The sequence below is a fragment of the Pseudomonas sp. NPDC089428 genome (assembly GCF_044749325.1).
Lineage (GTDB): Bacteria > Pseudomonadota > Gammaproteobacteria > Pseudomonadales > Pseudomonadaceae > Aquipseudomonas.
Genome location: NZ_JBIVHT010000001.1, coordinates 543,564 through 564,936, shown reverse-complemented (window position 1 = coordinate 564,936; position 21,373 = coordinate 543,564). Strand labels below are relative to the sequence as shown.

The 21,373-nt window shown below is 65.0% G+C and carries 23 protein-coding genes; 15 read left to right on the top strand and 8 right to left on the bottom strand.

What is annotated here, in order from left to right; translation table 11 throughout:
• The first annotated feature begins 7 nt into the window (after window positions 1-7).
• The 8 genes from ACIPZ5_RS02910 to ACIPZ5_RS02875 are packed head-to-tail and all read left to right on the top strand — an operon-like array spanning window position 8 to window position 6,061.
• Complete coding sequence (locus ACIPZ5_RS02910; RefSeq protein ID WP_400806555.1) at window positions 8-1,201, top strand: PepSY-associated TM helix domain-containing protein; 1,194 nt, start codon at window positions 8-10, stop codon at window positions 1,199-1,201.
• On the top strand, window positions 1,198-1,737 hold the full coding sequence (locus ACIPZ5_RS02905; protein ID WP_400806553.1) for a thiamine pyrophosphate-binding protein: 540 nt from the start codon (window positions 1,198-1,200) through the stop codon (window positions 1,735-1,737). The genes ACIPZ5_RS02910 and ACIPZ5_RS02905 overlap by 4 nt, the downstream gene beginning before the upstream one ends.
• A complete protein-coding gene (locus ACIPZ5_RS02900) occupies window positions 1,734-2,054 on the top strand; it encodes a hypothetical protein (protein ID WP_261940506.1) in 321 nt (106 codons plus the stop codon). Before ACIPZ5_RS02905 ends, ACIPZ5_RS02900 begins: the two co-directional genes overlap by 4 nt.
• A gap of 11 nt (window positions 2,055-2,065) precedes the next feature.
• Window positions 2,066-2,635, top strand: coding sequence for a DUF6162 family protein (locus tag ACIPZ5_RS02895; protein ID WP_343595394.1), 570 nt, complete (start codon window positions 2,066-2,068; stop codon window positions 2,633-2,635).
• A gap of 15 nt (window positions 2,636-2,650) precedes the next feature.
• Window positions 2,651-3,553, top strand: coding sequence for a metal ABC transporter substrate-binding protein (locus ACIPZ5_RS02890; protein ID WP_400806550.1), 903 nt, complete (start codon window positions 2,651-2,653; stop codon window positions 3,551-3,553).
• A complete protein-coding gene (locus tag ACIPZ5_RS02885) occupies window positions 3,550-4,296 on the top strand; it encodes a metal ABC transporter ATP-binding protein (RefSeq protein ID WP_400806547.1) in 747 nt (248 codons plus the stop codon). Before ACIPZ5_RS02890 ends, ACIPZ5_RS02885 begins: the two co-directional genes overlap by 4 nt.
• Window positions 4,296-5,195, top strand: a complete 900-nt coding sequence (locus ACIPZ5_RS02880) for a metal ABC transporter permease (protein WP_400806545.1) — start codon at window positions 4,296-4,298, stop codon at window positions 5,193-5,195. The genes ACIPZ5_RS02885 and ACIPZ5_RS02880 overlap by 1 nt, the downstream gene beginning before the upstream one ends.
• Window positions 5,192-6,061 carry a metal ABC transporter solute-binding protein, Zn/Mn family gene (locus tag ACIPZ5_RS02875; protein WP_400806543.1) on the top strand — a complete coding sequence of 290 codons (870 nt, stop codon included), beginning with the start codon at window positions 5,192-5,194 and terminating at the stop codon, window positions 6,059-6,061. Before ACIPZ5_RS02880 ends, ACIPZ5_RS02875 begins: the two co-directional genes overlap by 4 nt.
• 404 nt (window positions 6,062-6,465) lie before the next feature.
• Here the strand turns inward: ACIPZ5_RS02875 and ACIPZ5_RS02870 are convergent, their stop codons facing one another.
• The 7 genes from ACIPZ5_RS02870 to ACIPZ5_RS02840 all read right to left on the bottom strand — a co-directional run bounded on the left by ACIPZ5_RS02870 (window position 6,466) and on the right by ACIPZ5_RS02840 (window position 12,098).
• Complete coding sequence (locus ACIPZ5_RS02870) at window positions 6,466-7,518, bottom strand: DUF1615 domain-containing protein (RefSeq protein WP_400806540.1); 1,053 nt, start codon at window positions 7,516-7,518, stop codon at window positions 6,466-6,468.
• Window positions 7,519-7,544: 26 nt separating this feature from the next.
• Complete coding sequence (locus tag ACIPZ5_RS02865; protein ID WP_400806538.1) at window positions 7,545-8,096, bottom strand: hydrolase; 552 nt, start codon at window positions 8,094-8,096, stop codon at window positions 7,545-7,547.
• A 103-nt stretch (window positions 8,097-8,199) separates the two neighbouring features.
• Window positions 8,200-9,534, bottom strand: a complete 1,335-nt coding sequence (locus ACIPZ5_RS02860) for an endonuclease/exonuclease/phosphatase family protein (protein WP_343595160.1) — start codon at window positions 9,532-9,534, stop codon at window positions 8,200-8,202.
• Window positions 9,535-9,557: 23 nt separating this feature from the next.
• Window positions 9,558-10,238, bottom strand: a complete 681-nt coding sequence (locus ACIPZ5_RS02855) for a hypothetical protein (protein WP_343595158.1) — start codon at window positions 10,236-10,238, stop codon at window positions 9,558-9,560.
• A gap of 258 nt (window positions 10,239-10,496) precedes the next feature.
• Entirely contained in the window at window positions 10,497-11,237 is a 741-nt protein-coding gene (locus tag ACIPZ5_RS02850) for an alpha/beta fold hydrolase (protein ID WP_343595155.1), read from the bottom strand.
• Window positions 11,234-11,455, bottom strand: coding sequence for an MbtH family protein (locus ACIPZ5_RS02845; protein WP_054887100.1), 222 nt, complete (start codon window positions 11,453-11,455; stop codon window positions 11,234-11,236). Before ACIPZ5_RS02845 ends, ACIPZ5_RS02850 begins: the two co-directional genes overlap by 4 nt.
• 241 nt (window positions 11,456-11,696) lie before the next feature.
• Window positions 11,697-12,098, bottom strand: a complete 402-nt coding sequence (locus ACIPZ5_RS02840) for a hypothetical protein (protein WP_400806533.1) — start codon at window positions 12,096-12,098, stop codon at window positions 11,697-11,699.
• A 224-nt stretch (window positions 12,099-12,322) separates the two neighbouring features.
• On the opposite strand from ACIPZ5_RS02840, the gene purU reads away from it, so the two are divergent.
• From purU to ACIPZ5_RS02810, 6 genes are read left to right on the top strand one after another with little or no spacing between them, the layout of a single operon-like run.
• Window positions 12,323-13,189 carry a formyltetrahydrofolate deformylase gene (gene purU, locus ACIPZ5_RS02835; protein WP_343595148.1) on the top strand — a complete coding sequence of 289 codons (867 nt, stop codon included), beginning with the start codon at window positions 12,323-12,325 and terminating at the stop codon, window positions 13,187-13,189.
• Window positions 13,186-14,097: a bifunctional methylenetetrahydrofolate dehydrogenase/methenyltetrahydrofolate cyclohydrolase FolD gene (gene folD, locus ACIPZ5_RS02830; protein ID WP_400806530.1), complete on the top strand. Its 912-nt coding sequence runs from the start codon at window positions 13,186-13,188 to the stop codon at window positions 14,095-14,097. The genes purU and folD overlap by 4 nt, the downstream gene beginning before the upstream one ends.
• Window positions 14,079-15,320: an FAD-dependent oxidoreductase gene (locus ACIPZ5_RS02825; protein ID WP_085674149.1), complete on the top strand. Its 1,242-nt coding sequence runs from the start codon at window positions 14,079-14,081 to the stop codon at window positions 15,318-15,320. Before folD ends, ACIPZ5_RS02825 begins: the two co-directional genes overlap by 19 nt.
• Window positions 15,321-15,332: 12 nt before the next feature.
• The gene (locus ACIPZ5_RS02820; protein ID WP_400806527.1) at window positions 15,333-15,638 is read left to right on the top strand and encodes a sarcosine oxidase subunit delta; all 306 of its coding nucleotides are present in this window, start codon (window positions 15,333-15,335) and stop codon (window positions 15,636-15,638) included.
• Window positions 15,635-18,538, top strand: coding sequence for a 2Fe-2S iron-sulfur cluster-binding protein (locus tag ACIPZ5_RS02815; RefSeq protein WP_400806524.1), 2,904 nt, complete (start codon window positions 15,635-15,637; stop codon window positions 18,536-18,538). The genes ACIPZ5_RS02820 and ACIPZ5_RS02815 overlap by 4 nt, the downstream gene beginning before the upstream one ends.
• Window positions 18,539-18,541: 3 nt before the next feature.
• Entirely contained in the window at window positions 18,542-19,147 is a 606-nt protein-coding gene (locus ACIPZ5_RS02810) for a sarcosine oxidase (RefSeq protein WP_343595139.1), read from the top strand.
• 127 nt (window positions 19,148-19,274) lie between these two features.
• Here ACIPZ5_RS02810 and ACIPZ5_RS02805 read toward each other — a convergent pair whose 3' ends face one another.
• Window positions 19,275-20,159: a LysR family transcriptional regulator gene (locus ACIPZ5_RS02805; protein ID WP_261940522.1), complete on the bottom strand. Its 885-nt coding sequence runs from the start codon at window positions 20,157-20,159 to the stop codon at window positions 19,275-19,277.
• A 146-nt stretch (window positions 20,160-20,305) separates the two neighbouring features.
• Between ACIPZ5_RS02805 and ACIPZ5_RS02800 the strand changes: the two genes are divergently transcribed.
• Window positions 20,306-21,325, top strand: coding sequence for an alpha/beta hydrolase (locus tag ACIPZ5_RS02800; protein WP_400806522.1), 1,020 nt, complete (start codon window positions 20,306-20,308; stop codon window positions 21,323-21,325).
• Window positions 21,326-21,373: the final 48 nt, after the last annotated feature.

Genomic DNA, 21,373 nt, shown 5'->3' with positions numbered 1-21,373 from the left:
CTGACCGATGGCCAAATCACCGAAAAAATCCAAGTCCAAGCTGTGGTTCCTGGTCCACAGCTGGCTCGCCCTGCCGATCTGGTTCTTCGTGCTGATCGTCTGCTTCACCGGCATGCTGGCCGTGGTCAGCCAGGAGATCGTCTGGCTGGCCAACCCCGACGTGCGTGCCAGCAAACCCGACGACAGCGCCGAACGCTTGAGCTTCCAGCAAGTACTCGATGCCCTGCGCAAGGCCGAACCGGACATGGTAGTCAACTCGCTCAGCCAGCCGGACGGCTCGCACTTCGCGCTCACGGCACGGGTCACCTACGCCGATGGCTCCAGCCCGATGCTCTACGTCAACCCTTACACCGGGGCGATCCAGGGCAAGATGCCGGACTTCAACTTCGAAGCCTTCACCCGCGCCCTGCATGGCTGGTGGCTGGTGCCTTTCACCCATGGTTTCAGCTGGGGCTGGTACATGGTGTCGCTGCTCGGGCTGCCGATGCTGGCGTCGCTGGTGACCGGGCTGGTGGTGTACAAGAAGTTCTGGAAAGGCTTCTTCAAGCCGGTACGCACCGGCCATGGTGCGCGCATCTTCTGGGGCGACCTGCACCGCCTGGCCGGGGTCTGGTCGATCTGGTTCATCGCGGTCATTTCCATTACCAGCATCTGGTTCCTGATCCGGGCGATCCTGTCCGACAACCACATCACCATTTCCAGCGAGCCGATCGTGCCGGTGATCGCCCGCGAGCAGGTGCCACAGTCAGTCGATGGCAGCCCGGCGCCACGCATCGACCTGGACGAAGCCGCGCGCATCGCCGGCCTGGCCATCCCCAGCCTGGACATCACCTCCATCTCGCTGCCGGCCACCGCCTACAGCCACATCGAAATGGGCGGGCGTGGCTGGTACCCGCTGATGTTTCAGAGCGCTTCGGTCAACCCTTATACCCGCCAGGTCGACAGCCAGTTCCTGCTCAGCGACCGCTCGGCCCTGGAGTTCGTCACCGAGTCCATGCGCCCGCTGCACACCGGCGACTTCGGCGGCCTGCCGATCAAGCTGGTGTGGTTCTTCTTTGGCCTGATCCTGACCCTGATGGTGTTCAGTGGCCTGCTGATCTGGACCAAACGCACCGCCCAGGCCACCGCAACGGCGCTAAAACGCGGCGAACGCGCGCCCCGCAGCGCACGCCACGACACCACCTTGGAGGTCCGCCCATGAGCCAGGCCCAAGCCCTGCCCGCCCGCCCACTCAAGCAGTGGTGGCTGAAGTGGCGCTTCCACCTGAATATCCTGTTGATCCTGATCCCTCTGGGCTTCATGCCCAAATACTTCGCTGATGTCCGGCTGTTCCGAGGTGACGCCGGGCTCGGGGCGAACCCGATCAACAATATCCAGGTCGGCCCCTACAGCCTCGACCTCGCCGAGCTGCGCAATGAAGCCCCACGCGCCGATGGCCCCGCCGGCCACTTCAAGCTGTTCAACGCCGCGCTGTGCAAGGCCTGCGTCAACGAGGTCAAGGCGGTCTACCTGCGCATCGGCAAGCCGCGCAGCCTGCGCGCCGCCGGCAGCATTTTCTTCGGCGCGCCGTACCGCATGATCACCAACCTGCCGATACCACCGCGCACCCGCGCCGATGCGCAGATATGGATCACCCTCGAAGGCTGGGACGGCAGCCTGCACCAGGCGTCCGTGCCCTTGGCCAAGGCTTCGCCAGCCACTGTGGCCTGGCTCGAAAAACAAGGAGGCAAACCATGAAACAGCTGATGCGCAGGCTCGCCCTGCCCTTGCTGGTGCTGGCCGCAGGCCCGGCACTGGCCCACAACCCCATGTGCGAGTGCGAGGAAGTCGCCGGTGGCCAGGTGAAATGCACCGGTGGTTTTTCCGATGGCAGCGGCGCGCCTGGGGTAACCCTCGACGTGATCGGCTACGACGAGCAGGTGCTGGTCGGTGGCAAGCTCGGTGACGACTCGAGCCTGACCTTCAAGCGCCCCGACGGCGAGTTCTACGTGCTGTTCGACGCAGGCCCAGGCCATGTCGTGGAAGTCGACCACGCCGACATCGCGCAACCATGAGCAGCCCAGCCATGCGCCACACCCAGGTGGTGCGCCCTGCCGGTGCCGGGCACGAAACCCTCTACGTGCTGCTGGCCAGCCTGTTGATTATCGCCCTCGCCGCCAGCGTGGTCCTGCTGCGCGGCGAACGCGAGGACGAGCAGGCCATCGCCGCCCACCAGATCGACGCCCGCCGCGACCTGACCGCAGCCGAACAAGGCATCTACACCGACCTGCGCGTGGCATTCGACGAGATCCAGCTGCTGCGTGCAGAAAACGCCGCCACGCCCAGCGTCGAAGCCCTGGCAGAGGAAGGCCTGCCACCGTTCGTGGCCGACGCCGGCAGCCAGAGCCGTGGCAACCACCAGTGGCAGTGGCTGCCAAGCGGTGCCTATCTGGGCCGCAGCCAGGCACCGCAAGTGGCGGGCAGCTTCCTGATGATCCTGCCCCATGCTGGCAGCACCGAGGTCGACGTCTGGTTGCGCCGCGACAGCGCCGCCGTGCGCCCTGATGATCTCAGCCAGGCCGCACTGATTGCCGCCGGCTGGCAGCAGGTGGTCAGCCACTACGACGCCGGGGTCACCCGCGAACACCGTCATTGAACCCAAGGATTTCCCATGTTCCGCAAAGCCCTCGCCCTGCTCCTGGCCTGCGCCCTGCCCGCACTAGCCCTGGCCGACACCAGCAAGCCCCTGCGCATCGGCATCACCTTGCACCCTTACTACAGCTACGTGAGCAACATCGTCGGCGACAAGGCCGAAGTGGTGCCGCTGATTCCGGCAGGCTTCAATCCGCATGCCTACGAACCCCGCGCCGAGGACATCAAGCGCATCGGCACACTGGATGTGGTGGTGCTCAATGGCGTCGGTCATGATGACTTTGCCGACCGCATGATCGCCGCCAGCGAAAAACCCGGCATCAAGACCATCGAAGCCAACCAGAACGTACCCTTGCTGGCGGCCACCGGCATCGCCGCCCGCGGCGCCGGCAAGGTGGTCAACCCGCATACCTTCCTGTCGATCAGCACCACCATCGCCCAGGTCAACAACATCGCCCGCGAGCTGGGCAAGCTCGACCCGGGCAACGCCAAACTCTACACCCAGAACGCCCGCGCCTATGCCAAGCGCCTGCGGGCCTTGCGTGCCGAGGCCCTGGCCAAGGTCAGCGAGGCGCCCAGCACCACCTTGCGCGTCGCCACCATCCATGCCGCCTACGACTACCTGGTGCGCGACTTCGGCCTGGAAGTGACGGCCGTGGTCGAGCCCGCCCACGGCATCGAACCGAGCCCGGCGCAGCTGAAAAAGACCATCGACCAGCTCAAGGCGCTGGACGTGAAAGTGATCTTCTCGGAAATGGACTTTCCCTCAGCCTATGTCGAAACCATCCAGCGTGAGTCCGGCGTGCGTCTGTACCCGTTGACGCACATTTCCTACGGCGAATACACCAATGACAAATACGAAGTGGAGATGAAGCGCAACCTCGACACCGTGGTCCGCGCCATCCAGGAGAACCGCGCATGACCGCCGCTGCCCACCTCACGGCCCCCTGTGGGCCGCGCATCGAGTTCGCCGGCATAGACCTGGCCCTGGGCCGCACGCGCATCCTCGAACAGGTGCAGTTCAGCGTTGCCGCAGGTAGCGTGCACGCCATCGTCGGCCCCAATGGCGGCGGCAAGAGTTCGCTGATCAAGACCCTGCTCGGGCAGATGCCGCACCAGGGCCAGCTGACCGTGCATTGGCCTGGTACGCAGCAGGTGATCGGCTATGTGCCGCAGGCCCTTGAGTTCGACCGCGGGCTGCCGATGGCCGTGGACGACTTCATGGCTGCCATGTGCCAGCAGCGCCCGGCGTTTCTCGGCCTGTCACGCCGGGTACGGCCAGCGATCGATGCGGCGCTGGCACGGGTCGGCATGCTCGAAAAGCGCAAGCGCCGCATGGGCGCGTTGTCCGGCGGTGAACGCCAGCGCGTGCTGCTGGCCCAAGGCTTGATTCCCGAACCGCGGCTGCTGGTGCTCGACGAGCCGATGTCGGCGCTCGACGAAGCCGGCATCCAGGTGTTCGAACAGCTGCTGCAAGGCTGGCGCCAGGCCGGTACCACCGTGCTGTGGATCGAACACGACCTGGCAGCCGTGCTGCGCCTGGCCGACCGGGTCACCGGCCTCAGCCGCCAGGTGCTGTTCGACGCCCCGCCCGCCCAGGCCCTGACCCCGGAACGCCTGCTCGGCCTGTTCTCCGTCCACCCTCGCAGCGAGGGCCTTGCCTGATGAGCTTCGACACATTCCGCCAGCTGGTCCAGGCCTGGGCCGGCGCTGGCTACCTGCCGGAGGCGCTGGCCTACGGTTTCGTGATCAATGCCTTGCTGGCCGGTTTGATTATCGGCCCGGTGCTGGGTGGCCTCGGCACCCTGGTGGTGGTCAAGCGCTTTGCCTTCTTCTCCGAAGCGGTCGGCCATGCCGCGCTCACCGGGGTCGCCATCGGCATCCTGCTCGGCGAGCCGTATACCGGCCCCTATGGCAGCCTGTTCGGCTACTGCCTGCTGTTCGGCATTCTGCTCAACTTCCTGCGCAACCGTACCGGGCTGTCGCCGGACACGCTGATCGGCGTGTTCCTTTCGGTGTCGCTGGCCCTCGGCGCCAGCCTGCTGCTGATGCTGGCCGGCAAGATCAACGTGCATATCCTCGAGAACGTGCTGTTCGGCTCGGTGCTGACCGTCAGCGCCCAGGACCTGGTCGTGCTGGGCATCGTCGCGGTGCTGGTGCTGGCACTGGCCCTGCCGCTGTACAACCGTATCATGCTGGCCAGCTTCAACCCGCAGCTGGCGGCGGTGCGCGGGGTGGCGGTGAAGACCCTGGACTATCTGTTCGTGGTGCTGGTGACCCTGGTCACGGTGGCCTCGGTGAAGGTGATCGGGGCGATTCTGGTCGGTGCCCTGCTGGTGATCCCGGCGGCGGCGGCGCGCCTGGTCAGCCAGTCGCTGAAGGGGTTTTTCTTCGTTTCGGTGCTGATTGCCACCCTGAGCACGCTGCTCGGCATCCTCCTGCCCATCATGCTTGACCTGCCCGTGCCTTCTGGCGCGGCGATCATTCTGGTCGCTGGTATCTGCTTTGCCCTCGCCGCGCTGGCCCGCGCGCTCGTCCCACGCCTGCAAGGAAACCCGGCATGAACCTGAAACAGCTGACCCTGGCCGTCGCCCTCGCCGGCCTGCCTGCGTTCGCCTCGGCCACGCAAGTGCTGACCAGCCTGCCTGTCACCCACAGCCTGGCCAGCGCCCTGCTCGCCGGCACCGCCGTGCAACTCAAGCGCGCCGCGCCGGCCAACCTGCCGGCCAGCCGCCAACCGTCGTACTTCAGCAGCCGTGGCGGCGCTGCACTGGCCAGCGCCGCACAACAGGCCGATGCAGTGATCGGCGTACGCTCGATCTGGCGTGATGACCCGCTGTACCCGATGGCGCGGCGCAGCAACATCCGCATCGTCGAGATCGACGCGGCGCGGCCGGTGGATGGCGCGCTGCCGGGCGTCGCCGTGAACGGCGATGAAGCCTATGCCACCTACCCCTGGCTGAACCCGACCAACCTCGGGCGCATGGCCGATGTGCTGGCCAATGACCTGGAACGCCTGGCGCCCGCCGACAAGGAACAGATCCAGGGCAACCTGGCGGGGCTCAAGCGCCAGCTGCTGGAGATGACGGCCAGCAGCCAGACGCAGTTGGCCAAGGTCGACAACCTGAGTGTGGTCAGCTTGTCCGAGCGCCTGGGGTACCTGGCCAGCGGGTTGAACCTGGATGTGGTGGAGCAGCCGTTGCCAGAGGATGGCAAGTGGGATGAGGCGGCGTTGAAAGTACTGGGAGAGAACCTCAAGGAGCAGGATGTGGCGCTGGTACTGGATCATCGTCAGCCGGACCCGGCGCTGACCAAGGTGATCGAGGCGGCCGGGGCGAAGTTGCTGGTGGTGGAGAGTGACCCCGAGGATGCGGTGGCCGGGCTCAAGGCCAGCGTCGAGCAGGTGGTTGGGGCATTGAGCGAAGGGTGATGTCGCCTGGGAATGGCATCAGGGCTTTCATGTGCCTGCCACAACATCTTCAGCGCCTATCAGATCGAGCGCCGCCCGCGCGGCGCATCGCGGATAAATCCGCTCCTACATTTGTTGCAACGTGCCGAACCTGATAGGCCATGGTTGCCCGCCTTGGCGCATGACTCAAGTCAGGTGAGGCGGCATCAATGCCTACCTCCTAATCCCGTCAGGCCAACAAGACTGACAACCATGGCCTCACAGGCATGGCCACGTTGCAACAAATGTAGGAGCGGATTTATCCGCGATGCGCCGCGCGGGCGGCGCTCGATCTGATAGGCGCTGAACTTGTCATGGCGAGCACAGGGTGGCCCTGACGCCATCCCCCGCGCGTACCGCCACGAAGGGGCCGGCACAGGAAAAACCTACCGGTTCATGCACCGCTCATAACGCTCATCCACCCGCCCAGCAAACCAGGAGGTAGTCAGCTTGCGGGTGATCTTCGGGCTCTTCAGCTCGATCCCCGGCAACACCGCCCGCGCAACCGGCTTGCCCGCCGCCGCATCGGCCAGGGCGAACACCCCGCTGTACAGCTTGCTGTCCTCGAACGCCAGGCTGTCGCCCAGCTCCAGCTGGCTGCGGATTTGTGGATTGCGCAGCCCAAGCTTCACCCCCAGCTTGCGCGCCGCCTGCTCGGTGCTGCCGGGCATGATCGAGCCGGGGGCAATCAAGTCGCCATCCAGCGCCAGGTCCACACCCGTGACCTTGCTCAAAGCGGCCTGGAACGCGGCATTGCGGCTGGCGTACCAGCCTGCGTTGAAATCGGCGAAGCGGTACAGCTGCCGCTCGTAATGCACCGGGTAACCGAGCAGATGGGCAATACCGAAATACATGCCCCCACGGCGGCGGAAGACCTCCTGGCGAATGCTGCCGTCGTAGGTGTAGGGATAATCCTTGGCGTGCTTTTCCGCGAACTCGATGCTGACCTGCATCGGCCCACCGGTGTGCACCGGGTTCAAGCCGTCGAGCAAGGTCTTGCCCAACGGCAGGCGAGCGATGAACTCGTCGTACAGCGCACTCAGCTGCTTCTCGCTGCGCACCGCCAGCAGGCGCTGCTGATAGCTCTGGCCATTGCCTGACGGGGTCTTCAGTGCGCCGTCGACCAGCAGCTTGGGAATGTGCAGGCGCGCCGCACGGCGGTCGATTTCCTCACGGGCGATGCGCCCGAGGTTGGGCACCTGCGGGTCGGCGTTGAAGGTCGACTCCTGCTCGGTCACCGCCAGCACCGCGCACAGGTTGCTTTTGCTCGGTGTGATGCGCTGGGCCTCGAACGCCACCTGGATATCCTTGGCCCAGCCTGCGCGGTCCTTGGCCTGGGCCGGTAACAGGCGCATGAGTTGCGCGCGCACCTTGGCCGGGTCGGCTTCGGCCTCTTCCTCGCGGCGCCCGGCGCAGCCCTGCAGCAGCGCCAGCGCCATCAGCCCTGCCGCCAACAGCCGCCCGTTCAGGGCTGGTCACCGACCATGTAGGTCTTGCTGATATGGCGGAATTGCGGGTGGCTGGCGCTGCCCATCAACTCGAACAGGACCATTTCCCGGGTCACCACCTGCGCCCCGGCCTGGCGCATGCGCGCCAGGCCCGCAGCCTTGTTGGCTGGCGTGCGGCTGTCACAGGCATCCTCGACCACGAACACCTGCTTGCCCAGGCCCAGCAGGCCGAGCACGGTCTGCAGCACGCAGACGTGGGTTTCCATGCCGCAGACGATCACTTGTTCGCGGGCCATCAGGCTGCCAGGCAGGCACTCGGCGGCCACGCAGGAGAAATGGGTCTTTTCCACCACCTCGGCGGCCGGGGCCACCGCGATCAGCTCAGGCAAGGTATGGCCCAGGCCTTTGGGATATTGCTCGGAGATCACCACCGGCAACTCGAGGTCGCTGCAGGCAGCCAGCAACCAGCGAGCCCGGGCGCGGGTACCCTGGGGGTCGCTCATGGCACCAATGAGCTTTTCCTGGATATCTACGACCAGCAAGGTGGCCTTGTGAGGATCAATCAGCATTGCAGCTCCGTAACCCAGCGAGAAGGAAAAGGCCCGACGACTGCGCCGCGCCGCGCCGCGCCGCGCCGCGTATAGCCTGTCCCAGTCGCCGTGCCCCGTCAATTCATCCGGAAAAGCTGAAGGTATAGGACACCGAACGATGGTCCGAGTCCATCACTGGGCCAACTCTGCCCAGCTCGCTTGGTTCCCGCGTACCATTGGTTACGGCGTAATCGAGCATCTGGGTGGGCCCAAAGCTTGGGTGCGTCGGGCCTTGCGCCATGACCACTTCGCCAATACCGGGTGGGTTCACCCAGTTGCCACGCCGAGGGAAGGCCCGGTTTGGCGGACGTGGATCGCGATTGAAATCTCCGACCAGTGCGTAGCGCGCACCGACGTGCCAGGTTACCTCACGAAGCACTCGCGAGCAGTTCGCGCCACCATTGGAAATTGCATGGAAATTCAGTATCGCCACGGCTTCAGTCATGCCGCCAAGCCGAACACGTAATCCCAGCACTGGCCTTGCCGTTTGCAGGCCCGCCATCCTGGGCACACCATCGGCAATTACCACCACCTCGTCGACCTGGACTTGTTCCGTTACAACCATGGCCAGACGAACCCTCAATCGATTCACATCGAGCACGTAGAGGTAGTAGTTCAACGGCCGCGCGAGGGTCCCGGCCTGCCAGATGTACTGATTGACCAGATGCTGGGCGCCGAACTGGTCGGTTACCGTCAACTGTGCCACAAGCTGGGAACTGGGTGGCGCATCGCCCGCTTCCTGCACGGCCACGATATCGTGTTGCGCCAGCATCGGCAGGATGTGCGACTGGTACTTGTTGTTCCCCTGCGCATTCAAACCCTGCAGGTTGAAAGAAGCCACCCGTATATCGACCCCAAACCCCTGAAACGTCTGCCTGCCTACCTCGATGAGCGAACCACCCGGCGGGTTGACCACACGAATGTGATAATAATCCCTGATCGCACCCGATAGGCGCACAAGCGCCTGCCATGGCCCCCACGCCGCACCGACGACACTTCGCAGCAGGCGCAAGGCAGCGAAAGCATCCAGGCGCAAAGGGCCTTCGGTGGCACGCAGCCCATTGCTCAGCACGGCATGATGGATGTTGTAGAAACGCAGCAGCACTGCGTATGCCTGGGCGCGTGGGGCAGCCGACAATGTGGCCAACGTTGTGGGCTCGTTGTAGTGGACATCCAGCAGGGTTGCCAAGTCTTCAGCCAGCTCCATCTGGCGCTCAAAATCGCGATTGCGTACGAACAGCGTTGAAAGGTGATAACTCAAGAATGCTGCTGAATGTTCCGCAGTGGTCGGGTCCGTGGCAAGCAGGTCGAAAATGTCGTCGATGAACGCACTCAGGTGGAAATACAAAGCAGTCCGGCTCACGCTTGGGGTAAGAAAGTAATCCGCATCCAGGCGGATTCTACGGCTTACGGGCATCTGGCCCTCCTTTGTACAGAGGCTCAGATCGAGCGGTAGGCAAGGATCAGGTGACCATCGACAACCGCTGCGCCGGGAAGGTCGGTTGCCAACATGTTCTCGCACAGGTCGACCAGGCCGACAGCATTTCCGTCATAGCGGTAGCGGTAAATGGCCGTGTCTACCGGACGCCCGTCTGGCTTGACGCAAAACAGGTTGAGCAGGCCATCATGGACCACCACAACCGGCGGATGCTCGAACTTGCGCTCTATGAAGGTCTGCGAACGGCTCCAGCCTGAGTCGCCATCGAAACGCATGTGGGATACGTCAGAGGTGGTACCGTGAAACAGGTGAATAACCCCCTGGTACACGCAGCAGGCAGGGTCGCCGACCGGTGTCAGAACCTCTCCCCCCGACATCACGGCCTCGGACGCCGCCCAGGTGTCCAGGTCGCTGGTCCAGCTCCAGCGCAGCTCGCCCGTGCCGGGCTGGCGGTAGAACAGGTAAAGCTTCTGTCGGTGTTCCACCAGTGCAGGGGTGCCTTGAAACTGGATAGTGAATACCTCGCTTGTGGTGACGAGGGTATTCACATTGATGTTCGTCAAACGCGCAGGCACCGACTGGGCCTGCTCCGTGTTCCCAGCGACCAGTGCATAGAGCTCACCCTTGAAGGTGAAAAGGGTGGGATCGGCGTAGGGACTTTCCAGGTACAGGGAACGAGCCACACTCCAGGTACCTGGAAGTGACATCTGCGCATACACAGCCGTAGTGGCAGCTGCCTCTTGGCGAAAAACGCAGTAGAACTTGTGATTGTGGCCTACGGCGTGGCAACCGGCCGAAGGTGAAAATCTGGCCTGTTCTACCTTGCTGAACAGACCTGAAACCTGTGTGCTGAAGTGCAATGGCATGGTGGAGCCTTATCGATGATCAACAAGGCTCCAGTAGAGCGCAGCAGCCTCGACAGTCACACAGGCTTTGATTGCTCACACCGCAGAGGATTGCCGACAAGGATCACAGGCAGCGTGCAATAACTCGCCGAGCCGGCCCAGCACCCGATCTTCTTGTTCATGGATGAAAAAGTGCGCGCCTGGGAACAGATCAAGTGTGAAGTCACCCGTAGTTTCCTGGCGCCAGGCCTGCAGTTGCTCTCCACTGGCCCGGTCATCCTCGCCCCCCAGCACATGCAGCGGGCAGTGCAGAGCCGGCCGCTGGCGGTAGAGGTAACGGCCGCAGAGCAGGAAGTCGGCGCGCAGGATCGGCAAGGTCAGGCTCATCAGCTCGGCGTTGTCCAGCACCTGCGGCGGAGTGCCGTTAAGTTCGCGCAGCTCACGCTTGAGCTCATCATCGCTCTTGGGCGCGCGCCAGTTGTTGCCGTCATAGTCCTCGCGCCGGGTTGGCGCCGCGGTGCCACAAGCAAACAACGCTGCAGGTGGCGGGCAACCCAGTGCCAGTAGCTCATGGGCCAGCTCGAAGGCCAGCAGTGCGCCCAGGCTATGGCCGAGCAACGCATACGGGGTGTTGTTGGCAACTGACCGCTGTTCGCTGGCCAGTTGCCGGGCCAGAGCCTGCATATCGGTCTGCAGCGGCTCGCCCATGCGCGCACCTCGCCCGGGCAGCTCGACCGGGCGCACCTGCAGCCAGGCCGGCAGCTTGCGCCGCCAGCGGCTGTAGACCATGGCGCTGGCCCCGGAGTATGGCAGGCACAGCAAGTTGAGCGTGGTCACTGGGCGGCAGCTGCGGCCATCTGCTGGCGCAGGCTCAAGGGGCGCATGTCGGTCCAGACTTCGTCGATGTAGGCCAGGCAGTCTTTCTTCAGGCCGCTCTTGCCCACCGCGCGCCAGCCTTCGGGGATAGCCTTGTAGTCCGGCCAGATGGAGTATTGCTCTTCGTGGTTGACCACTACCTGGAACTGGATATCGTCGCGGTCGAATACGGAAGTCATTGCCTGTCTCCTTGAGTGATGGATGCCGCTGCGCATCTGGCGCAGGGAAGTTCTCAGGTAGACGTAGGAAAGATCGGAAAAATTAGGTTATTCAGGGAATGAGGATAGGCAATGTTCGCCGGGAGATAGATTGGACGCTACCAAGTGCCTGACTTGGGTTATGAGGTTGGGCATAAATCGAGCGCCGCCCGCGCGGCGCTCGATCTCACAGGCGTTACACAACCCAAGCCAAGCATTCGCCTCACGCGTCTCTCAGCAAGTCATGCGCGTCGAGCAAGCGGAATGCCACCTCTGGATTGCGCTCCAGGCCCCGGCGAATAGCAGCCGGGATAGACTGGCGAGTCTTGCGACACAGGCCGGGCTGGTCGTCGAGCTCGATGACGATGCCGCGCATGGTGCGGACCTCGTTGAAGCCGGGGCTGATGTGCACGCGAATGCCGAGGTTCTCGTACAGCCGTAGCTGCAGGCGCTGCAGGTCTTCGAGGTCCTTGAGGTGTTCAAGGCGTTCGAGCAGGCGCTTCTCCTCCTGGCGGGTGAGCAGGAGGATGCGCTGGGCCGCTGGCGGGTGCTCGGCCAGGTGTTCGCGGCCGCAGTCACAGGCACCAGGGGGGCACGGTTGGCGAAGAGGGGGTGGGCTGCTCATGGAGCAAGCATAGCCTCAGCGGCCAGTTGGCCGTTAATGCCCGTCGATAACTTTCCTACCAGGATAAAAAATTTCATAAACCACTGGACCGCCGCCCCTTGCTTCGCCTATAAATCCCCCAAGGGAAATTTATATTCCCAACAAGAAACATTACTTCGCCCGCTGCGAAGCCTCTTTTGCCCTTGTGCCAGACCTGCCCCACTCCATCACGAGGCCTATCCGACATGCACCCCGCTCCCGATCACTTCATCCTGCGCGTCAGCTGCCCGGCCGTGTCCGGCATCGTCGCCGCGGTGACCACCTACCTGGCCGAGCACGGTTGCTACATCAGCGAGATGGCGCAGTTCGACGACGAGGACAATGGCCGCTTCTTCATGCGCGCGGTGTTCCGCTACAACACCGGCGTCAGCGGCGACACCCCGCAGCTGGAAGCGGGCTTCGCCGACGTGGCCCAGCGTTTCGACATGGACTGGAGCCTGCACAGCAGCGCAAGACCGCTGCGCGTATTGCTGATGGTCAGCAAGTTCGACCACTGCCTGGCCGACCTGCTCTATCGCCACGCCAAGGGCGAACTGGAGATGCAGATCACCGCCGTGGTTTCCAACCACCTCGACCTGCGGCCGATGGCCGAGCGCCAGGGCATCCGCTTCGTCTACCTGCCGGTGACCAGGGAGACCAAGGCTGAACAGGAAGCCGCCCTGATGCGCATCGTCGAGGACACCGGCACCGAACTGGTGGTGCTGGCGCGCTACATGCAGATCCTCTCCGATGACCTGTGCCGCCAGCTGTCGGGCCGGGCCATCAACATCCACCACTCGTTCCTGCCCGGCTTCAAGGGTGCCAAGCCTTATCACCAGGCCTACCAGCGCGGGGTCAAGCTGATCGGCGCCACCGCCCACTACGTCACCAGCGACCTCGACGAAGGCCCGATCATCGAACAGGAAGTGCAGCGTGTGGACCACGCCTACGCCCCCGACGACCTGGTGGCGATCGGCCGCGACACCGAGACCATCGCCCTGTCCCGCGCGGTCAAGTACCACCTCGAGCACCGGGTGTTCCTCAACCACGACCGCACGGTGATCTTCAAATGAACGCCATCCCCAGCCTCAAGCTGATCGACGGCAAGGCCACTGCGGCGCGGGTACTGGCCGAGGTCCGCGAGCAGGTGCAGACCTTGCGCCAGGGCGGCGTGCGGCCGGGCCTGGCCGTGGTATTGGTCGGCGCCGACGCGGCCAGCCAGGTGTATGTGCGCAACAAGGTGCTGCGCGCCGAGGAAGTGGGCATCCGTTCGCTGGAACATCGCCTGCCGGTCGACACCACCCAGGCGCAACTGCTGACCTTGATCGACCGGCTCAACCGTGACAGCGAGGTCAACGGCATTCTCGTGCAACTGCCGCTGCCCAAGCACGTTGACGAACACTGCATTCTCCAGGCCATCGACCCGCTGAAGGACGTCGACGGCTTTCACAGCGCCAACGTCGGCGGCCTGGCCCAAGGCCGCGACGTGCTCACCCCGTGCACCCCGAGCGGCTGCATGCGCCTGCTGCGCGATGCCTGCGGCGAGCTGCGCGGCAAGCATGCCGTGGTGGTCGGCCGCTCGAACATCGTCGGCAAACCCATGGCCGCGTTGCTGTTGCAGGCCGACTGCACGGTGACGGTGGTGCACTCGCGCAGCCGCGACCTGCCGGCGCTGTGCCGCCAGGCCGATATCGTCGTCGCGGCGGTCGGCAAGCCGCGCTTGATCGGGGCCGACTGGCTCAAGCCCGGCGCGGTGGTGATCGACGTGGGCATCAACCGCATCGATGAAGGTGGCCACAGCCGCCTGGTCGGTGACGTCGATTTCGCCGCCGCGCTACCCCAGGTCGCCGCCATCACCCCGGTGCCCGGCGGCGTCGGCCCGATGACCATCGCCTACCTGATGAAAAACACCCTGCTCGCCCTCGACCTGCAGCAACAGGCCGCCCACCAGGAGCGCACCGCATGCCTTTCGCCCTGCTGAAATACGGCCTGAGCGCCGACTACCCGGTGGAGGTCGACCTGCCGCCACCGTGCGAACTCAAGCCGCGCTATGACGTGGTGATCATCGGCGGCGGCGGCCACGGCCTGGCCATCGCCTATTACCTGGCCAAGTACCACGGCGTAACCAACGTTGCGGTGCTGGAAAAGGCCTACCTGGGTGGCGGCAACACGGCGCGCAACACCGCAGTGATCCGCTCCAACTACCTGACGTCCGAGGGCGTGCGCTTCTACGCGGAATCGGTGCGGATGTTCCAGAACCTGTCCAACGAGTTCGACTTCAACATCATGTATTCCGAGCGTGGCCAGCTGACCCTGGCGCACACCGACGCCACCGTGCGCGCCTTCCGCCAGCGCGCCGAGGTCAACAAGCACTTCGGCGGGCGCACCGAGATGATCGACCGCCAGCAGATCCGCGAACTGGTGCCGAGCCTGAACCTGGACCCTGGTCACTTGCCGGTGCTTGCCGGCCTCTGGCACATCGATGGCGCCACCGCGCGCCACGACGCGGTGGCCTGGGGCTACGCCAAGCAGGCTGCCAAGCGCGGCGTGCAGATCCACCAGCTGACCGAAGTGCAGGACCTGCTGATCCGCAACGGCCGCATCGAAGCGGTCAAGACCAACCGCGGCACCGTGCAGTGCGGTTGCGTGGTGCAGGCGGTGGCAGGGGCCAGTTCGCTGCTGATGGCCAAGGCAGGCATCCGTGCGCCGATCCACACCTACCCGCTGCAGGCCATGGTCACCCAGCCGTTCAAGCCGTTCCTCGACCCGCTGGTGAGCTCCTCGGCACTGCACTGCTACGTGCAGCAGACCAGCCGTGGCGAGATTGTCTTCGGCGGTGGCTCCGACCCGTACCCGCTGTACAACACCCGCTCCACCCTCGACCTCAAGGAAAGCCTGCTGGCCCATGCCATCGAAATGTTCCCGTTCATGGCCAACGCCAAGCTCATGCGCCAGTGGGCCGGGATGACCGACATGACCCCGGACTACAGCCCGATCATGGGCCTGTCGCCGGTCGAGAACTATTACCTGGATGCTGGCTGGGGCACCTGGGGCTTCAAGTCGACGCCGATCTGCGGCAAGACCATGGCCGAGCTGGTCGCCAGCGGCGGCAAGGTGCCGGAAATGATCGCGCCGTTCGCCCTGGAGCGCTTCAGCCGCTTCCAGCAAGTCAACGAAATGGGCGCCACCGCGGCCAGCCACTAGGAGCACCCGACGATGAAGATCCTGACCTGCCCCTTGAACGGCCCGCGCAACATCAGCGAGTTCACCTACGGCGGCGAGTTCAAGCACATGCCCGACCCGGCCAGCTGCAGTGACGCCGAGTGGGCCGACTACGTGTTCAACAGCGACAACCTGGCTGGCGTGGTGATCGAGTGGTGGCTGCACAACGCCTCGAGCTACTGGTTCCTGGCCGAGCGCCACACCGTCAGCGACCAGGTGCTGCGCGCCTTCGACCCGAAAGAACTGTTCGACCGCCGCGTCGACTTCGCCCCCGCCGCCACCCCGGAGATCGCCGGATGAACAGCCTCACTCGCCTCCCCGCGCCCATGGGCCTGCTGATCGACCGCGAGCGGCCCCTGCGTTTCGAATTCGACGGCCAGGCATGCCCGGGCTTTGCCGGTGACACCCTTGCCAGCGCCCTGCTCGGCAACGGCCGTTGGCTGCTGTCGCGCTCGTTCAAGTACCACCGCCCGCGCGGCCCGCTGAGCATGGCCGGGCAAGACGCCAACACCCTGGTGCAGCTACCCGAAGAGCCCAACGTGCCGGCCGACATGGAAGCCGCCCGTGACGGCCTGGTGGTCACCGGGCAGAACTTCAACGGCAGCCTGGAGCACGACCGCGACGCCTACCTGGGCAAGTTCTCGCGCTTCATGCCGGTGGGCTTCTACTACCGCTCGTTCTACAAGCCCAAGGGCATGTGGAAGGTCTGGGAGCCGCTGATCCGCAAGAAGGCCGGCCTCGGCGTGCTCGACCTCGGCTTCAAGCCGCAGTACTACGACAAGGCCTATCTGTTTGTCGATGTGGCGGTCATCGGTGCCGGCCCGGCCGGCCTGCGCGCCGCGCTGGACGCGGCCAATGGCGGGGCCAAGGTGCTGCTGATCGAGCAGCAGCCGGTGCTCGGCGGCTCGCTGACCTACGCCCGCTTCGACATCGCCGGCACCCGTGCCGCCAGCCTGCGACAGGAGCTGTTGGCCGCCGTCGAGGGGCACCCGAACATCCAGGTGCTGTGCGAAGCCACCTGCAACGGCTGGTTCACCGACAACTACCTGCCGGTAATCCAGCACAAACGCCTGTACAAGGTGCGCGCCATCCGCTGCCTGGTGGCAGCCGGCTCGTTCGACCAGCCCGTGGTGTTCCGCAACAACGACCTGCCCGGCGTGATGCTGACCAGTGCCGCGCAACGCCTGATGAAGCTCTACGCCGTAAAGCCAGGGCAGCGTGCGGTGATCCTCACCGGCCACGATGACGGCTACCTGGCCGCGCTAGACCTGCAGGAGCAAGGCGTGGCCGTTGCCGCCCTGGTCGACATGCGCGCCGCGCCTGCCGATGCCGCGCTGGCCAGCGAGCTGAAGCGCCGCGACATTCCCCTGCACCTGGGCAGTACCGTGTACGAAGCCCTGCACGAGGCGGGCATGCGCCATGTCACGGGCGCAGACATTCGCCCGATCACCGGCCAGGGTAAAGTTGCCGAGCACGGCCTGCGTGTGGCCTGCGACCTGCTGTGCATGTCCGCCGGCTACATGCCGGTGTATCAACTGCTGTGCCAGGCCGGCGGCAAGCTGGCCTATGACGTCAACCGCGACGAGTTCGCCATCAGCCACCTGCCGGCCGGGCTGGATATCGCAGGTTCGGTGAACGGCCGCCACCACCTGGACAACGTGCTCACCGACGCCAGCCGCGGCGCCGCTGCTGCACTCACGGCCCTTGGCCTGCAAGCAGCAACGCCATCGGCCTACGTTGCCGAGGCCAAAGTCAACTTCCCCTGGCCGATCTTCCCGCACCCCAAGGGCAAGGATTTCGTCGACTTCGACGAGGACCTGCAGGTGCGCGATATCGTCAATGCCACCCGCAGCGGCTACCGCGACGTGCAGCTGGTCAAGCGTTTCTCCACCGTCGGCATGGGCCCGTCCCAGGGCCGCCACTCGGCGCTGCCCACCGCGCGCCTGGTAGCCCAGGCTACCGGCCGCAGCATCAGCGAAACCGGCGTGACCACCGCCCGCCCGCCGTTCCAGGCGGAGAAGCTGGCGCATGTCGCCGGCCGTGGGTTCGACCCGTACCGGCAGACGCCGATGCACCGCCGCCACCTGCAAGCCGGCGCAAAAATGATGCCCGCCGGCATCTGGCAGCGCCCGGCTTATTACGGCAAGCCGCAAGAGCGTGAGCGCTGCATGCAGGAGGAGGCCCGCCATGTGCGCGAGAAGGTGGGCCTGATCGACGTTTCCACCCTCGGCGGCCTGGACGTGCGCGGCCCCGACGCCGCCGAACTGCTGGAGCGCCTGTACACCTTCGGTTTTGCCAAGCTGGCCATCGGCCGCACCCGCTATGCGCTGATGACCAACGAGCACGGCGTGGTGATCGACGACGGCGTCTGCGCGCGCCTGGCCGAGCAGCAGTTCTACGTCACCGCCACCACCAGCGGCGTGGACCGCATCTACCAGCAGATGCTCAAGTGGAACGCGCAATGGCGGCTGGACGTGGACATCACCAACGTGACTGCCGCCCTGGCCGCCGTCAACCTGGCCGGGCCGCTGTCGCGCCAGGTGCTGGCAAAGGTCTGTGACGACCTTGACCTGTCGGCTGCAGCCTTCCCCTACCTGGGTGTGCGCCTGGGCACGGTGGCTGGTATCCCGGCGCGGATCCTGCGGGTCGGTTTCGTCGGCGAACTGGGTTATGAAGTGCACGTGCCGGCGCGCCACGGCGAACGCCTGTGGGACGCGCTGATGCAGGCCGGTGCCGGGCTGGGCATCCGCCCGTTCGGCGTCGAGACCCAGCGCCTGCTGCGCCTGGAAAAAGGCCACGTGATCATCAGCCAGGACACCGACGGCATGACCCACCCGGCGGAGATCGACATGCAATGGGCAATCGGCCGCAAGAAGCCGTTCTTCGTCGGCAAGCGCTCGATCGAGATCCTTGAAGCGCAGCCGCTCAAACGCAAGCTGGTCGGTTTCACCCTGCCCAAGGGCAGCCCGCAACCGCTGGAAGGCCACCTGGTGCTGGACGGCCCGGACATCAGCGGCAACGTCACCTCCTGCGAGTACTCGCAGACCTTGGGGCAGATCATCGGCCTGGCCTACGCCGGCGCCCACCAGGCGACGCCGGGCATGCACATCCCGATCCGCGTGGAAGGCGGCGTGATGGTCAATGCCAAGGTGGTGCAACTGCCCTTCCATGACCCCGACAACCTGCGCCAGGAGCTCTGAACCATGACCAGCCTGAAAGCTGAAGCCTTCATTCCACGCAGCCCGCGGGCCGAGCTGTTGCACACTTGCGCGTTGACCGACCTCACCGAACTGGCGCGGGTCGGGTTTCGCGGGGGGGACAGTGCGGCCTACCTGGAAGAACGTGGCTACCGTTTGCCGGCGTTGCCCAACCAGGCCGTGCGCCAGGATGATGGCAGCTGGGTGGCGCGCCTGTCAGCCAGCGAGTATCTGTTGCTGGGCAGCTTCACCGACCAGGGCGCGCGGGTGGCCACCGAAGAGCAGGCGTGGGTGCAGGATGCCCGGCGCAACTACCTGCTGCCGCGTCAGGACAGCCATGCCTGGTTGCAGTTGTCGGGGGAGCATTGCAGTGCGGTGATGGCCAAGTTGTGCGGGGTCGACCTGCGTCCGCAGGCCTTTGCGGTCGGTGCCGTGGCGCAGACGTCGGCGGCGCGGATCAATGTGATCGTGGTGAATGTCGGGAGCGATGAACTGCCAGCACTGCAATTGCTGTTCGACCGGGCGTCGCTGGCGTATTTCCAGGCGGCGGTGCTGGATGCCATGGATGAGTTCGATGGCGGGTGGGTCGGGGTGGATCAGCTTATGATTTGACCTGTACCGGCCTTTTCGCGGGACAAGCCCGCTCCCACAGGATCACCACGGATCCGAATCTTGTGATGACCCTGTGGGAGCGGCGGTGCGGCGATCCGACTTGTCCCGCGAAGAAGCCAACTCGGTATCAGAGGTGTACCAACCGCTCACGCAGGAAGCTCACGAAGCCCTGCACCGGCCGCGCCACCTGCCGGTGCTGTGGATACACCGCCGACAACTGCAACGCCGGCGGCACCCATTCATCCAGCACCGTCACCAGCCGCCCGTCCGCCAGCGCCTGCCCGACAATGAAGGTCGGCAAATAGGTCACACCCATCCCGGCAATCGCCGCATCCCTGAGCAACTCGCCGTTGTTCGCCCGCATCCGCCCGGTCACCTGAATCGCCTGCGCCTTGCCGCCCTGGCGGAACTGCCACTGCACCTGCCGCGAGTGCCCATAGGGCAGGCAATCATGCTCGGCCAGTTCCTCAGGCTTGGCCGGCACGCCACGTGCGTCGAGGTACGCCGGGCTTGCGCAGTACACCCGTTCGACATCGGCAATGCGCCGGGCAATCAGGCTGGAGTCCTCCAGTGCGCCAATGCGCAGCGCCAGGTCATACCCCTCGCCGATCAGGTCCACCGGGCGATCGCTGAGGTCCACCTCGACATCCACCTGCGGATGCAACTGCAGAAACTCGGTCAGCAGGCAGCCCAGGTGCGCCATGGCAAACGACAGCGGCGCACTCAGGCGCAAGGTTCCACGCAGAGCCTGGGCCTGGCCGCTGATGTCGTGCTCCACCTGTTGCACCTCGCCCAGTAGGCGCAGCGCCGACTGGTAGTAGTGCTGACCCAGCGGGGTGGCGTCCAGGCGCCGGGTGGAACGGTTGAGCAGACGCACGCCGAGACGCTCTTCGAGCTGCATCAGGCGGCGGCTGACCGATTGCTTGGACATGCCCAGGCGGTCGGCGGCGGCGGTGAAACTGCCGGCTTCCATGACCTGGGCAAAGATGCGCATGTCTTCGTAGGGGTTCATTGTCTCGATCTTGGTGACAGTCAAACGCTTTATAGCGGCTTTTTCCCGCGAGTGCACCTTCTTAATCTACGCACAGGTCGCAGCGATGGCCCTTAAGGCCAGGCAAGACGCCCATTACCAACACTTGAACAGAAAAGGATTCGCTCATGAACATTGTCCACAAGACCCTCACCGCCTCCCTTCTCGCCCTGTCCGTGTCCAGCGCTTTCGCCGCTGGCAGCCCAGGCGTCGAGCAGCACACCCAGGCCTTCCTCGAAGCGCTTGAGCAAGGGGGCGGCAAGCCGCTCGAACAGCTCAGCCCGAAAGACGCCCGCGCCGTGCTGACCGGTGCCCAGGCTTCGGTGAAGGTCGACCTGTCCGGTATCGAGGTCAAGCAACACACGATCCAGGCCAACGGCCAGTCGATCAAGCTGCAGGTGGTGCGCCCGGCCAATGTCAAAGGTGAGCTGCCCGTGTTCATGTTCTTCCATGGCGGCGGCTGGGTGCTCGGCGACTTCCCGACCCACCAGCGGCTGATCCGCGACCTGGTGGTCGGCTCCGGTGCGGTGGCGGTCTATGTGGACTACACCCCGTCGCCAGAATCGCATTACCCGACGGCGATCAACCAGGCCTATGCCGCGACCCAGTGGGTGGCCGCGCATGGCAAGGAAATCGGTGTCGACGGCAAGCGCCTGGCCGTGGCTGGCAACAGCGTCGGCGGCAACATGGCGGCGGTGGTCGCGCTCAAGGCCAAAGAGGCCGGCACCCCGGCGCTGCGCTTCCAGTTGCTGCTGTGGCCGGTGACCGATGCCAGCTTCGAGACGGCGTCGTACAAGCAGTTCGCCGAGGGGCACTTCCTCACCACCGGGATGATGAAGTGGTTCTGGGACAACTACACCACTGATGCCAAGGCACGGGCAGAGATCTACGCCTCGCCGCTGCGGGCTAGCAGCGAACAACTCAAGGGCCTGCCGCCGACGCTGGTGCAGACGGCCGAGTTCGATGTGCTGCGCGATGAGGGTGAGGCGTATGCCCGTAAGTTGAATGCAGCGGGTGTGACGGTGACCTCGGTGCGCTACAACGGGATGATCCATGACTATGGCCTGCTCAACCCGCTGAGCCAGGTACCGGCGGTGAAAGCGGCGATGCGCCAGGCCGCAAACGAACTGAAAGTGCATTTGCAATAACGCCAGCCAACCACGTGGCAGGGCCCAGGTGCCCTGCCCTTACTGGAG

What these genes read in the sequence shown, in the direction of transcription:
- ACIPZ5_RS02875 (WP_400806543.1), top strand. Translation starts at nt 5,192, where the DNA reads ATGAACCTGAAACAGCTGACCCTGGCCGTCGCCCTCGCCGGCCTGCCT.
- ACIPZ5_RS02825 (WP_085674149.1), top strand. Translation starts at nt 14,079, where the DNA reads ATGCCTTTCGCCCTGCTGAAATACGGCCTGAGCGCCGACTACCCGGTG.
- ACIPZ5_RS02905 (WP_400806553.1), top strand. Translation starts at nt 1,198, where the DNA reads ATGAGCCAGGCCCAAGCCCTGCCCGCCCGCCCACTCAAGCAGTGGTGG.
- ACIPZ5_RS02885 (WP_400806547.1), top strand. Translation starts at nt 3,550, where the DNA reads ATGACCGCCGCTGCCCACCTCACGGCCCCCTGTGGGCCGCGCATCGAG.
- ACIPZ5_RS02845 (WP_054887100.1), bottom strand. Translation starts at nt 11,455, where the DNA reads ATGACTTCCGTATTCGACCGCGACGATATCCAGTTCCAGGTAGTGGTC.
- purU (WP_343595148.1), top strand. Translation starts at nt 12,323, where the DNA reads ATGCACCCCGCTCCCGATCACTTCATCCTGCGCGTCAGCTGCCCGGCC.
- ACIPZ5_RS02890 (WP_400806550.1), top strand. Translation starts at nt 2,651, where the DNA reads ATGTTCCGCAAAGCCCTCGCCCTGCTCCTGGCCTGCGCCCTGCCCGCA.
- ACIPZ5_RS02865 (WP_400806538.1), bottom strand. Translation starts at nt 8,096, where the DNA reads ATGCTGATTGATCCTCACAAGGCCACCTTGCTGGTCGTAGATATCCAG.
- ACIPZ5_RS02840 (WP_400806533.1), bottom strand. Translation starts at nt 12,098, where the DNA reads ATGAGCAGCCCACCCCCTCTTCGCCAACCGTGCCCCCCTGGTGCCTGT.
- folD (WP_400806530.1), top strand. Translation starts at nt 13,186, where the DNA reads ATGAACGCCATCCCCAGCCTCAAGCTGATCGACGGCAAGGCCACTGCG.
- ACIPZ5_RS02860 (WP_343595160.1), bottom strand. Translation starts at nt 9,534, where the DNA reads ATGCCCGTAAGCCGTAGAATCCGCCTGGATGCGGATTACTTTCTTACC.
- ACIPZ5_RS02870 (WP_400806540.1), bottom strand. Translation starts at nt 7,518, where the DNA reads ATGGCGCTGGCGCTGCTGCAGGGCTGCGCCGGGCGCCGCGAGGAAGAG.
- ACIPZ5_RS02805 (WP_261940522.1), bottom strand. Translation starts at nt 20,159, where the DNA reads ATGAACCCCTACGAAGACATGCGCATCTTTGCCCAGGTCATGGAAGCC.
- ACIPZ5_RS02880 (WP_400806545.1), top strand. Translation starts at nt 4,296, where the DNA reads ATGAGCTTCGACACATTCCGCCAGCTGGTCCAGGCCTGGGCCGGCGCT.
- ACIPZ5_RS02800 (WP_400806522.1), top strand. Translation starts at nt 20,306, where the DNA reads ATGAACATTGTCCACAAGACCCTCACCGCCTCCCTTCTCGCCCTGTCC.
- ACIPZ5_RS02810 (WP_343595139.1), top strand. Translation starts at nt 18,542, where the DNA reads ATGACCAGCCTGAAAGCTGAAGCCTTCATTCCACGCAGCCCGCGGGCC.
- ACIPZ5_RS02910 (WP_400806555.1), top strand. Translation starts at nt 8, where the DNA reads ATGGCCAAATCACCGAAAAAATCCAAGTCCAAGCTGTGGTTCCTGGTC.
- ACIPZ5_RS02895 (WP_343595394.1), top strand. Translation starts at nt 2,066, where the DNA reads ATGCGCCACACCCAGGTGGTGCGCCCTGCCGGTGCCGGGCACGAAACC.
- ACIPZ5_RS02900 (WP_261940506.1), top strand. Translation starts at nt 1,734, where the DNA reads ATGAAACAGCTGATGCGCAGGCTCGCCCTGCCCTTGCTGGTGCTGGCC.
- ACIPZ5_RS02815 (WP_400806524.1), top strand. Translation starts at nt 15,635, where the DNA reads ATGAACAGCCTCACTCGCCTCCCCGCGCCCATGGGCCTGCTGATCGAC.
- ACIPZ5_RS02820 (WP_400806527.1), top strand. Translation starts at nt 15,333, where the DNA reads ATGAAGATCCTGACCTGCCCCTTGAACGGCCCGCGCAACATCAGCGAG.